Below are 12,195 nucleotides of genomic sequence, written 5' to 3' on the forward strand. Positions count from 1 at the left end.
GTTATTCGGGTAAGAAATTGTTGCAGTTCAACAACGTTTCTTCGTAAGCACCGAAAATGCCCACCCCGTTTTCGATGTTCGAGTAGATGGCGTTTTCTTCAAGCCATTGCGTAGGGTCTTGAAACGACTCGTAAGCTTGCATCTTCAGGAGGCTGCTTTTAAGGTAACGGTCGTATTCTTCAGAAACGGCGATGAACGAGACTACGCTGCTGAAAAGCGGATAGAGGGTGAAGGTCCTGGGCACGGTTGTTGGAAGCATCCGGATATAATGGTGATGATACTTCACGATGTCGGCTTCCGATGCCTGCATGTTAAATTGGTCGGTTCGCGGATAGTCGGTACCGATGTTTTCTAGCATTCTATAATTGGGGCGTATCACCACTGGGAGCATGGTGGTGTCTTGTTCTTTCGAGAACGCGCATGCCCAAAACGTTTCTGTGTTTTCCCTAATTCGGAAAGCGCGCTTATTTTCCTTGTCTTCCCGCCTTAACCTGTGGATGGGTAGACGTTCAGGAAAGGTGGTGGTAGCGGTCATGTCGGGGTGGTTTGGCGTTTGTATTCGCAGGGTGTATTTTCGTCCCCTTACGGGTTTGAACACCAACTGCCATTCGCCATACGCCACCTTGCTGAACACGCCCACTTCACGATCGTATTCAAACAAGGTAGCGATGGCTTGGGGAACTTCCTCGTATGCGGTGTTGCCCAGCTCGTTGGTGTACGTCAGCGACAGCTTTTGCACGGAGTCTTGGGTGAGCAAGCAGTTCACCACCATTTTGGGCTCGCGCAGGTTTGGCGTGGCTATCTCTTCCACGCAAGCAACGAGCAAAGCCACCAACATTAGCAATGCGGGCAATATTTTGAGGCAGTTCTTTCTCATATCGATGAATATCAGGGTACGAATTTCACAGCAGCAGCCGTGGTTTTAATCGATTTGTCTTCGCCCGTTATCAGTTCAACGGTGAATTGGGCCGTAACTGGTGCAGATACATTAACGCCTTCTTTAAACCTAAGAAATATTTCCGCGGGTGCCATTGGCTTATAAGAAAGGTATTGCGAAAGACTTATCCCCTTTATCCTAGCCTTATCGGTGATAACATTTTTGTTAGAGGTCACGATGAAATTATGGTGTTCATAGTAGCCTTGAACAACGAAAAGGTCGATTAGTGATTGACCAGCCGCTCGCCCTGCAATCTCTGCCGAGCACGTAATCTTAATGTCTTTCAGCCATGTTAGCCTATAATCCACACGTATGAGAACTGTTGTTGGCAAGTCTGAATTTGCAGTTCTTGTTTTAGAACTTTCAAGTTGTTGCCTCAATCGTGTTTCTATAACGGGGTCTTTTTCATCAGCCATGTTCTCAGTCATATAAGAAAGGGCATTGAATGGTGGATAATCTATGAACATGTTTCCACCATACTTCTTGTATTCTTCCTGATAATCTCCACGATAAGGATGTTTCTTCATGTCTTTAATGTCGACATTGCAGGTTGTAAAACCTAACACAAAGTCGCTTGTCTTTATCGTTGTATCTTTCTTGAATGGAGATATTCTTGTGTAGTTACCCCATTCATCGGAGAATTTTTTAATATAGGCGTTGAAAGCCCATGCGTAGTTGCATTTCCTCGCCGTAAGAATATAAGACGTACCTTCAATAAAATCATTGTCTTCTATATGACTGCAGGCAGAAATGGCTAAAGCCAGCACTATGAAATAAACATATTTTGTTTTCATTGTTGTTTGTGTTGTGGAGTTGACTAATGGTAACTTAATCATCCTATGGAAAGCGTTAGTGCATTCCAAAAAGGGAATTCTGTTAGTCTGTGTGGTGACGCATGAGTGTCATTCTTGACGTTATTCTGCTCATCTTTGGCTAACGTGCATTTGCGTTGACACTTGTGGTAGTCATTGGCGAGTGACTATAAATTGTACGGTGGACCATTTTCGTTCATTTGCATTGTATGTTATGGTTTTGTTGGATTTACGGTACAAATATAAGAAAAGTGTATTGTTTCAGTAATAAAAAAAGGTGTTTATTTTATTTTAGAGTCGTTTTTATCGTGTTTGGCTATTAAGATCTCTCCATCATACCATAGGCAACAAGGAGAGCAACCACAGCAGTTGCTCTCTGCGTAGCTGACTTCTAAACACCTTAAGCGTTGAGGTGAGATAGTTTTTCACGGTTTGTGGGGATAGGTTGAGCGTTTGCGCAATCTTCTTGATGGGCATATCTTGTTCGCGGCTCATCTCATATATCTTACATTCTTTGTTGCTTAGCTTAGCCTTTGCTTGTTCCAAATGTTCCTTTGTTTCGTTGAAATAAAGGCTTTCTTCGGGCGAAGCCGTGCTTGGCAACGCTTCGTGTAGCTTGAAATAGGCATCGATGTCGATGTTGGCCACCTGCCGACGGAAGGCGTCGATGATGAGATTGCGCGCCATAGTGAATACTAGGGCTTGCACATTGCCATAACAATTTAGGTTGGTTCGGTTGTTCCAAAGCTTCAAAAAAGTATCTTGCACCACGTCTTCGGCCATTTGTTTACTTTTGGTTTGCACCAAAGCAAAGCTATACAGCCTGTCTGCGTACAGGTTGTAGAGCATTGTGAAAGCTTCGCGCGAGCCTTCTTTCAATGCGGCTACATATCGTTCTTCGTTTTCCCGCATAGGGATGGCGCATTAGGTGACAATAGGATTAGGTTACAAATGTAGTGAAATGTAGCGAAAAAACCAAATCTGCGGTTCTGAAATAATGCTTTTGCGCCTGATGAAAGTTTTGTGTACAGGGCGCTATCGTTCCTTATTTCAGGGGGAAAGAGAAGTGTTTCTTGTCTTTTCCGTTCAATCCCACGTAGTCCACTTCCATTTTCCCACCCTTCACATGGCACAAAAGGTAGGTGTTGTTGCTATTCACCAGGTTGGGGAAATTGATAATTTCGCCAGGTTTTTCATACCCGAAGTGATGTAAATGTCCTGAAAGCATCACCTTGACGTTCATCTTATTCAGCTCGGGAACGATGGTTTTCTGCATGTGATATGGTCCGTGCCAGTCTTCGAGTGTTGGTGGCATGTGCGAAATGGCCACTACGGGGTAGCGTCCCAGCGTGCCATCGGCTTGCAATTGGCGTAACCACTGCGCCTGTTCCTCACGATAACGGTCGTATTCGGTTATGCCGCTGTACTCGATATCTGAGTCGGGCTTGTCTTCGCCCGAGTCGATGAAGAGGAAATCAACGCCACATACGTGTTGCAGACGGTAGTATTTGCCCGTTCGCGTGGGGAAATAGCGATAGAGGTAATCGGCAAACGGACCGCGTAGTTCGTGGTTTCCACGGTTGAAAAGTATGGGCACGCGGGTGGCGAACATACTTACGCAGGTGTCAATATAGGCTTCGAAAATGTGCACTTGCGAATTGATACGGTTAGACATGTCGCCGTTGAGCAAAACAAAGTCAATCTTTTTGAAGTCGATGTTTTTGCAAAGAGCTTTCATAAAGTCGGCCCGCTCGTGTATGTCGTTAAGTACAAGGAAAGTGAAGTCGCGTGGTTGGGCGGGGAAAGTGCGAAATTCGTGCGGCTTTCCACGCCAAACGTCGGTAGCCGTTATTTTGCCAAAGGTAATCCAGTCGTCGTATTTCCATTGTGCAATGGGCTCGGTAAAGATGCGATAACGATAGTGCGTGTCGGGCTTAAGTCCGTCGATACGCACGCGATGCACGCTATCTGTCAGTTCGCGTCGCCCGTGTAGGGTGGCATAAAAGCGTGGTCGTTCCTTGCCATAGAAGTGACCCATGGAATCGTCGGCCACCTCAACCCATGCCCGTCCGGGCTTATCGGTCACCCAAACGATGGTTAGGCCCGTACTGTCCATGTCGCAGATGTAGGGTCCGTGTGTAACTTTAATGGCCTTTGCGCTAAGCATCGGCAGCAGCATGGCTAGGAATATCAGTCGCTTCATCTTGGTTGATTTTTAGTTGACGAGTTCGAAAGAGCCTTATTTTTAATGGTCTACGGGCAGAAAGTTATGTCGGTCGAAAGGCTAATGGCACACCTTGCGTTGCCCGTTTGTCTTGTCGAAAACGTGCGGTTTTATATATAATACGCAGAAGCTTGCCTTTGGTACTTAGTTTTTAATGCTTTTTTTTGAGGCAGGTTCGTGCACCGATGCCTTGCGACTAGCAAAGGGGTGGTTAGCTAACCCTCGTTAGCACTAGTTTTCTCAAACTTTATCCTCATAACAGATAACAGCGACGAGCTATTCACTTTTTATGCTGTCGTGGTATGAAAAGACGCTTTTCATCGTTTATTTTGCAGGATAATTGCTACCTTTGGCATTGGTTTAAAAACAATCTAACGATGGAAATAATCTGCAAAGAGAACTTTAAGACGAACGAATGGGCGGGTGGTATCACGCGCGAAGTGTGCATTTTACCCGCAGAGGGGAGCAGTTTGCAAGACCGCAACTTCGAGTTGCGTGTGTCGTCGGCCGTTATCAACACCACGGAAAGTACATTTTCAGACTTCTCGGGCTTTACTCGTCTAATTTTATGTTTAGAGGGATGTATCACGCTTTGTGTGGATGGGCAAACCATAGAGCTGTCTAACGAAAACCTTTTCGAGTTTGATGGTGCGGCAAAGGTTACTTCCGTGAACACGCCAGGGGCAGTAGACTTGAACATTATATATAAAAGAGGTACGCGCGTGCGCGCACGCGTAAAGCATGGCGAACATCATTTTGTTGGTGTGGGGCGCATGTTGGTATTTGCCATTGGCAGCCAAACCGTATTAAACGGCACGTCTCTTCGGCAGTACGATGCGGCATGGGTTAGTGGCGACGTTCGCATTTCGGGCCACGTGCTGTGTGTGGAAATGTAGTGAAAGGGCTGTATATGCCAGCGTTTTGTAAAGCCAAATGAGCCACGTCGTGCTTGCTTGGTCATTGGCATGATGAGAAAAGCGAACTCTTGGAGAATGAAATAGAATCTATTTGGAAAGCTTTCAGCCAGCGCTTTCAAACCCTTAAAGCTGCATTATCAAACCTCTTGTTGGATAATCACTAAGATGTAACCCTGTTCCATATCATCTGGAACAGGGTTACATCTTAGCTGGAACACGATTCCAGATAACAAGGAACACGATTCCAACTTAGCTGTAACACCGCAAGAGGATAGAAAGCAGTGTTTAGGAGTAGTGAAAGTGGCTTCCAAACCCTTAATTGTCGATTTGCGAAAAGGGTGTTTCTAAAGGAGTGCCATTTTGTTAATATTATTTCTTAAATGCTGATAATCACCTTAAAATGTACCTTATTGTTTCTTGGTTTGTAATAAAATCATTATATTTGCACAAAATCTAAGGCGTTGAGAATGTGCAAATATGTAGATCTTATAGATAAGATATGTCTCGTTTTGCAGAGTTGATAAAGGGAGATTTGCCCAATAGTGACTTCTTGAAAGCGGCCGGATTGCAGAATGTAACTTGTGAAAGGTTACTGAACTTGTTTGAAAATAAATTCCTATAAAAGGGTAAAGGCCCTATATGAACGATATTCCGCGGTCTTGCCGTTACCTCTTTCGTCCACAAAACAAACAGGCATCCTCGTTATTGAGGATGCCTGTTGCGTTGTTATATAGTAGCTTTTGGGGGAGGGAGGTGTGTTAACTAGTCAACCGCCACCCCTTTTCTTCCTACTCTTCTACTGCTGCTTGCGCGGCTGCCAAACGTGCGATGGGCACACGGAAGGGTGAGCAGCTAACGTAGTTGAGTCCTACGCGATGGCAGAATTTCACCGATTCGGGTTCGCCACCATGCTCTCCACAGATACCGCAGATTAGTTCGGGACGTGTAGAACGGCCTTTCTTCACTGCCATATCAATGAGTTGGCCAACACCTTTTTGGTCGAGAACCTGGAAGGGGTCTACCTTCAAGATCTTCTTCTCCAAGTAAGCAGGCAAGAAGCTGGCAATGTCGTCGCGGCTATAACCGAAAGTCATCTGCGTAAGGTCGTTCGTTCCAAAGCTGAAATACTCGGCTCTCTTAGCGATGTTTTCAGCAACCAAGGCTGCACGTGGTACCTCAATCATGGTTCCAACGTGGAAGTCAACCTCCATACCTTCTTCTTCGAAGAGTTTCTTAGCTGTGTCGCGGATAACCTTTTCTTGCTCGTCGAACTCGTGAACAACACCAATGAGCGGTACCATGATTTCGGGACGTGGGTCGTATCCTTCCTTCTTCAGCTCAATGGCAGCACCAAGAATGGCGCGCGTTTGCATGGCCGTGATTTCGGGATAGGTGTTACCCAGACGGCAACCGCGGTGTCCCAGCATGGGGTTATGTTCGCTCAGCGAGTTCACGCGACGTTGAATTTCTTGCACCGAGATACCCATTTCGGCTGCCATTACTTGCTGTCCTTCCAAGTCGTGAGGAACAAACTCGTGCAAAGGTGGGTCTAGCAAGCGCACGTTAACTGGGTACCCGTTCATTGATTTCAAGATTCCGTAGAAGTCTTGGCGTTGGAAGGGCAACAGTTTGGTCAGTGCTTTCTCACGACCTTCTTTGCTATCGGCCAAGATCATCTCGCGCATGGCCTTGATTTTCTCGTTCTCGAAGAACATGTGCTCAGTGCGGCAGAGACCGATACCCACAGCTCCGAAGTTGCTTGCAACCTGTGCGTCGTGGGGCGTATCTGCGTTGGTGCGAACCACCAGCTTGGTGTACTTGTTGCAAAGTTCCATTAGTTCGGCCAAGTCGCCCGTTACTTTAGCGGGCTGTGTTGTAACTTGACCCAGATAAACTTCGCCTGTGCTACCGTTAAGCGATATGTAATCGCCTTCGCGCAACACCACGCCGTCTATTTCAAGCGTACGTTCCTTATAGTTGATGTTGATGGCGCCAGCACCCGAAACACAGCATTTGCCCATTCCGCGAGCCACAACGGCAGCGTGCGAGGTCATACCGCCACGAGCGGTAAGGATGCCTTCGGCAGCCGTCATACCAGCGAGGTCTTCGGGTGAGGTTTCGATACGCACCATGATAACTTGGTGTCCCTCTTCGTGCCAGCGAGCAGCGTCGTCGGCAAAGAACACTACCTGTCCGCAGGCAGCACCTGGCGATGCAGGCAAACCACGTGTAAGAACCTTAGCTTGCTTTTGTGCGGCCTTGTCGAAGACGGGATGTAGCAGTTCGTCTAGTTTGTTTGGCTCGCAGCGCTTTAAAGCCGTCTTCTCGTCTATCTCGCCTTCGCGGAGCAGATCCATGGCTATCTTCACCATGGCAGTACCTGTACGCTTTCCGTTACGTGTTTGCAAGAACCACAATTTGCCGTCTTGTACGGTAAATTCCATGTCTTGCATGTCGTGATAGTGACGTTCAAGCTTTTCTTGAATGGCGTTAAGCTGAGCGAAAATCTCAGGCATATTCTCCTCCATAGAGGGATATTGGCTTGCGCGTACATCTTCTTCAATGAGCTGTTGAGCAGCCCAGCGCAGCGATCCCTCTTTGGTTATCTGCTGTGGTGTGCGGATTCCTGCTACCACGTCTTCGCCTTGGGCGTTGATGAGGTATTCTCCGTTGAACACGTTTTCGCCAGTTCCAGCGTCGCGACTGAAGCAAACGCCCGTTGCCGAGGTGTTACCCATGTTGCCAAACACCATCGCTTGCACGTTAACGGCCGTTCCCCATTCGGCGGGAATACCCTCCATCTTACGATAGAGAATAGCTCGCTCGTTCATCCAGCTGTCGAACACGGCGCAGATAGCACCCCAAAGTTGCTCCATGGGGTCGGTGGGGAAGTCTTTTCCTGTTTGTTTTTTGATCGCTTGCTTAAACAGAACAACGAGCTTCTTGAGTTCTTCAACGCTCATTTCGTTGTCTAGCTTGATGCCACGTTCGGCCTTAACCTGCTGTATAATCTCCTCGAATGGATCGATGTCTTCCTTGTTTGTGGGCTTCATTCCCAGCACCACGTCGCCATACATTTGCACGAAGCGACGGTAGCTGTCGTAAGCGAAACGCTCGTTGCCCGACTTTTGTGCCAAGCCTTTGGCCACTTCGTCGTTCAATCCGAGGTTAAGGATGGTGTCCATCATACCTGGCATGGAGGCGCGAGCACCCGAACGAACAGACACGAGCAACGGATTGTTCACGTCGCCGAACTTGCTGTTCATCAAGCCTTCAATGTGTTGCACTGCCTTTTCCACTTCACCTTTAAGCAGGGAAACAACCTTTTCCTTCCCTTTTTCGAAGTACTCGTTGCAAACGTCCGTAGTAATGGTGAACCCCGGAGGCACTGGCACACCGATAAGGTTCATCTCAGCCAAGTTGGCACCTTTACCACCAAGCAGATTTTTCATGTCTGCCTTACCCTCAGCAACGCCATTGCCGAAGGTGTAAACTCTTTTCTCACTCATTGATTAAACGTATAATACTTTCTGTTTTTACCTTTTGCAAATATAACTAATTATTATTGATTTACAAAACTTTCATGCCCGATTTTGTAATTTATACATGGCAAAAAGGGCTGTTATCGTAAACGGAACGGCTTTTGTTCGGATATTCTTATAAAAATATGTATCTTTGCATGTGTGTAACGTAAATGCGAACGCGATGTTGGCGTTGCATGCGCTTGGCCATTGTGAAGAAAAGGGGTGGAGTGTCGCCCCTCGTAACTACTCATAAGACGTGCGCGTTACACCTTATTATATATATGGCAAGAAAGAGAAAGGATTTTCCGATACTGGAAAACGTTACGATTACAGACGTGGCGGCAGAAGGGAAGGCGTTGGCGAGAGTCAACGACATGGTTGTTTTTGTACCCTTTGTAGTGCCGGGCGACGTGGTAGACCTCAAGATTAGAAAGAAAAAGCACAGCTATTGCGAGGCTGAAGTGGTGCGTTTCGTGCAGTATAGCGACACGCGCGTTGAACCCGTGTGCCAGCATTTCGGCGTTTGCGGTGGCTGTAAATGGCAAAACTTGCCTTACGAAGAACAGTTGCGGGCCAAGCAGCAGCAGGTGTACGACCAGCTTTCGCGCATCTCGCATGTGCAGCTTCCCGAGTTCTATCCCATCATGGGGTCGCAACTCACCCTACATTATCGTAACAAACTGGAATTCGGATGTTCTAACAAACGTTGGCTAACCCGAGAAGAAGTTGCCTCGGGTGCAACCTTCGATACCATGAACGCCATTGGTTTTCACATCACGGGGGCATTCGATAAAATACTGCCCATCGAGAAATGTTGGCTGATGGACGACCTGCAAAACCAAATTCGCAACGAGATAAGGGATTATGCACTAACGAAGGGCATCAGCTTCTTCGACCTACGACAACAAACGGGCTTGTTGCGCGATGTGATGATACGCAACAGCGACACGGGCGAATGGATGGTGTTGGTGCAGTTTCATTTCGAAACCGCTACCGACCAACAAACGGCCGAGGCCCTGCTAGCCCATGTTGGCGAGCGTTTCCCGCAGATAACGTCGCTCCTTTGGGTAGATAACCAAAAGTGTAACGACACCTTCGGCGACCTGCCCGTGCATGTTTTCAAGGGCAACGACCATATTTTCGAGGTGATGGAAGACCTTCGCTTCAAGGTAGGACCAAAGAGTTTCTACCAAACCAACACCCAACAGGCTTACCATCTTTATGATGTGGCGCGCCGCTTTGCCAACCTTAGCGGTACCGAAACCGTGTACGACCTGTATACGGGCACGGGAACAATCGCCAACTTTGTGGCTCGACAGGCTAAGAAAGTGGTGGGCGTGGAGTATGTTCCCGAAGCTATCGAAGACGCGAAGGTGAATAGCGAACTGAACGGCATTAGCAACACCACCTTCTATGCTGGCGATATGAAGGACATCCTGAACGATGAATTCATCGCCAACAATGGCCAACCGGATGTCATTATCACCGATCCGCCCCGCGCAGGCATGCATGCCGACGTTATCGAAACCATCATCCGAGCCAATCCCCAGCGCATTGTGTACGTTAGTTGTAACCCTGCAACGCAGGCGCGCGACCTTATCGCGCTAGACGAACGCTATGCGGTGACGGCCGTACAACCCGTAGACATGTTCCCGCATACGCCTCACGTAGAGAACGTTGTGCTGCTGGAACGCCGCAACTAACCCTTTGACAACGATACTTCTAGACAATAACTATTAACAAGATACTCATGAAACAAAAGGCAATGTTTGCACTGCTCTTGGCGGCAACAACGCTCCAGGTCAGCGCTCAAACTGGTGAAACGCCAGTGGAAGAGAAAAAACTAACCCTTGTAAGCGACCTTAAACTTAGCGGCTACCTAATATCGCAGTATCAATGGGTAGACCAAAAGGATGCGGAAAGTAACGGATTTAACATCCGTATGGCGCGTATATCGCTCGAAGGACGGGCGCTTACCGACTTTTATTGGAAAGCCCAAATCCAGTTTAACGGCAATACGGCCACGCTTGGCGCATCGCCGCGTGTGGTAGACGTGTTTGCCGAATGGCAGAAGTTTAAACCTTTCCGTGTGAAACTTGGACAGTTTAAACGGCCGTTCACCTTCGAAAACCCCCTCCATCCTATCGATCAGGGCTTCATGTCATTTGGTCAGAGCGTGCTGAAACTATCGGGATTTAGCGACCGAACTGGCGAAGCGCCCAGTAACGGACGTGATATCGGCTTGCAAATACAGGGCGACCTCTTTCCTAATAGCAACGATCGGCCGCTGGTTCACTATCAGGTGGGCGTTTTTAACGGACAAGGTATCAACATGCGTGATGCCGACCAGCGCAAAGATGTTATCGGCGGACTGTGGGTTATGCCTGTTAAAGGCATGCGTATAGGTGCGTTCGGGTGGACCGGTTCTTACGCCCGAAAAGGCAGTTACACGCTGGTAGACCCCGATACGCATCAACCTATACTTGATATTGATGGTAAAGAGCAGACCGTAAAGGGAAAGCAGACGGTGGAAAAACGCCGTTTTGCCCTCAGTGGCGAGTATGTTACGAAGGGGTGGACCTTCCGTAGCGAATACATTTATAGTAAAGGTTATGGCTTTAAAACCACATACAACACCAAGGCCGACGAGCAAGACGCCAACATAAACTATGCTGCTGGCGACAAGGCTTATGGCTTCTACGGACTGATTATTGCTCCTGTGGCCGATTTTAATGGTAAGAAGTTGCATGTAAAGGCGCGTTTCGACCAATATTGTCCTAACGGAAAGAGCAATACGGCTAAGACATTTTACGAACTAGGCGTTGATTGCGAACTATCGCGAAGGCTCAAACTTAGCGCCGAATATGCGCGGGTGAACGACAAATCACTGAAAACGCCCAACTATAACCTCATCGATTTCCAGGTGGGATTGAAATTCTAAGGCGGTTGGCAGTTGGCGGACTGTCCTACGTAGTTCGCCAACTGCACAACGAGAAACCCTCATTGTACAAGTGCTTGTTAGCTTGTTAACTCGTTAACTCGTTATGATGTAAACTTGTTATCTCGTAAATTTGTCAACTATATTATATCCAAACTTTGATTGTTTTAGATTAAATGAACAAAAGTAGGAATCAAAAAATGAGCGAAGAAGAGCGCATCAAGCAACGCAACCTTAGTTGGCGTGAGCGTCGGCGTATCATTAGTCGCGTGTTGTTCATTGTGTTAAGCATTGTGGCGGCTTTGATCGTGGCTTTCGCCCTTTGGATACATGCTGTGGAATAAGGTAGCTCTCTTCCTGGTGTTTGGCGTGTAAGCGGTTCGCCCACCTTGTAATTACCCAGTTGTGGCCATGCGCTTCGTCAGACCAACAGTTGTGCGTGGCTTACCAATCACTTTTTCGTTACATACACGCGTCGCTTTTGGGCAGTGTGCATGCTAAGTTCGCTTTACGTGTTTTAATTTGAAGCGAACGTCGTTTCGTGCATGTTTATAGCCTATCAAGAGAAAAATAAAGCGCCTTTTATATGGCCTTGCCGATAATGTTTGGTGAAATTAGTTGTGCCAAACATGTTTGTTGGCGAAGAAACATTCCCCCTTTCGCTTAGCGCGAAAAATGCTTCCTCACTATATAATGTCTGTTTAGGCAGGGCAGAAAAACAATTGCCGTTTTGCGCCTTACGGTAAGCTGTAGTGTACTAAATAAGTTGACACTTTACCTCAAACAAAAAAAAGTAAAAAAACATGGTAAAGTACAATGAAACGGAGAAAATTCTGTTATTAA

At 47.3% G+C, this 12,195-nt stretch carries 9 protein-coding genes; 4 read left to right on the top strand and 5 right to left on the bottom strand.

Annotated features, from left to right (window positions below; genetic code table 11):
- Position 1: 1 nt before the first annotated feature.
- The 4 genes from F453_RS0113455 to F453_RS0113470 all read right to left on the bottom strand — a co-directional run bounded on the left by F453_RS0113455 (position 2) and on the right by F453_RS0113470 (position 3,952).
- On the bottom strand, positions 2 to 877 hold the full coding sequence (locus F453_RS0113455) for a DUF4249 family protein (RefSeq protein WP_025790195.1): 876 nt from the start codon (positions 875 to 877) through the stop codon (positions 2 to 4).
- Between the two features lie 11 nt (positions 878 to 888).
- The gene (locus F453_RS0113460) at positions 889 to 1,731 is read right to left on the bottom strand and encodes a hypothetical protein (RefSeq protein ID WP_018968477.1); all 843 of its coding nucleotides are present in this window, start codon (positions 1,729 to 1,731) and stop codon (positions 889 to 891) included.
- A gap of 351 nt (positions 1,732 to 2,082) precedes the next feature.
- Complete coding sequence (locus F453_RS0113465) at positions 2,083 to 2,661, bottom strand: RNA polymerase sigma factor (RefSeq protein ID WP_018968478.1); 579 nt, start codon at positions 2,659 to 2,661, stop codon at positions 2,083 to 2,085.
- A 133-nt stretch (positions 2,662 to 2,794) separates the two neighbouring features.
- On the bottom strand, positions 2,795 to 3,952 hold the full coding sequence (locus F453_RS0113470) for an FN3 domain-containing metallophosphoesterase family protein (protein ID WP_018968479.1): 1,158 nt from the start codon (positions 3,950 to 3,952) through the stop codon (positions 2,795 to 2,797).
- A gap of 398 nt (positions 3,953 to 4,350) precedes the next feature.
- Between F453_RS0113470 and F453_RS0113475 the strand changes: the two genes are divergently transcribed.
- Complete coding sequence (locus F453_RS0113475; protein WP_025790194.1) at positions 4,351 to 4,869, top strand: HutD family protein; 519 nt, start codon at positions 4,351 to 4,353, stop codon at positions 4,867 to 4,869.
- An 809-nt stretch (positions 4,870 to 5,678) separates the two neighbouring features.
- Here F453_RS0113475 and ppdK read toward each other — a convergent pair.
- Positions 5,679 to 8,399, bottom strand: coding sequence for a pyruvate, phosphate dikinase (gene ppdK / locus F453_RS0113480; RefSeq protein ID WP_018968481.1), 2,721 nt, complete (start codon positions 8,397 to 8,399; stop codon positions 5,679 to 5,681).
- A 296-nt stretch (positions 8,400 to 8,695) separates the two neighbouring features.
- On the opposite strand from ppdK, the gene rlmD reads away from it, so the two are divergent.
- The 3 genes from rlmD to F453_RS15885 all read left to right on the top strand — a co-directional run bounded on the left by rlmD (position 8,696) and on the right by F453_RS15885 (position 11,696).
- Complete coding sequence (rlmD, locus tag F453_RS0113485) at positions 8,696 to 10,117, top strand: 23S rRNA (uracil(1939)-C(5))-methyltransferase RlmD (protein WP_026292593.1); 1,422 nt, start codon at positions 8,696 to 8,698, stop codon at positions 10,115 to 10,117.
- A 47-nt stretch (positions 10,118 to 10,164) separates the two neighbouring features.
- Positions 10,165 to 11,355 (top strand): porin, encoded by a 1,191-nt coding sequence (locus F453_RS0113490; RefSeq protein ID WP_018968483.1) that lies wholly within the window; start codon positions 10,165 to 10,167, stop codon positions 11,353 to 11,355.
- 197 nt (positions 11,356 to 11,552) lie between these two features.
- Positions 11,553 to 11,696, top strand: coding sequence for a hypothetical protein (locus F453_RS15885; protein WP_169333990.1), 144 nt, complete (start codon positions 11,553 to 11,555; stop codon positions 11,694 to 11,696).
- Positions 11,697 to 12,195 lie beyond the last annotated feature (499 nt).

The organism is Hoylesella loescheii DSM 19665 = JCM 12249 = ATCC 15930, from assembly GCF_000378085.1.
Classification (GTDB): domain Bacteria; phylum Bacteroidota; class Bacteroidia; order Bacteroidales; family Bacteroidaceae; genus Prevotella; species Prevotella loescheii.

Coding starts and splice junctions, on each gene's coding strand:
- F453_RS0113455 (WP_025790195.1), bottom strand. CDS start 877: ATGAGAAAGAACTGCCTCAAAATATTGCCCGCATTGCTAATGTTGGTG.
- F453_RS0113460 (WP_018968477.1), bottom strand. CDS start 1,731: ATGAAAACAAAATATGTTTATTTCATAGTGCTGGCTTTAGCCATTTCT.
- F453_RS0113465 (WP_018968478.1), bottom strand. CDS start 2,661: ATGCGGGAAAACGAAGAACGATATGTAGCCGCATTGAAAGAAGGCTCG.
- F453_RS0113470 (WP_018968479.1), bottom strand. CDS start 3,952: ATGAAGCGACTGATATTCCTAGCCATGCTGCTGCCGATGCTTAGCGCA.
- F453_RS0113475 (WP_025790194.1), top strand. CDS start 4,351: ATGGAAATAATCTGCAAAGAGAACTTTAAGACGAACGAATGGGCGGGT.
- ppdK (WP_018968481.1), bottom strand. CDS start 8,399: ATGAGTGAGAAAAGAGTTTACACCTTCGGCAATGGCGTTGCTGAGGGT.
- rlmD (WP_026292593.1), top strand. CDS start 8,696: ATGGCAAGAAAGAGAAAGGATTTTCCGATACTGGAAAACGTTACGATT.
- F453_RS0113490 (WP_018968483.1), top strand. CDS start 10,165: ATGAAACAAAAGGCAATGTTTGCACTGCTCTTGGCGGCAACAACGCTC.
- F453_RS15885 (WP_169333990.1), top strand. CDS start 11,553: ATGAGCGAAGAAGAGCGCATCAAGCAACGCAACCTTAGTTGGCGTGAG.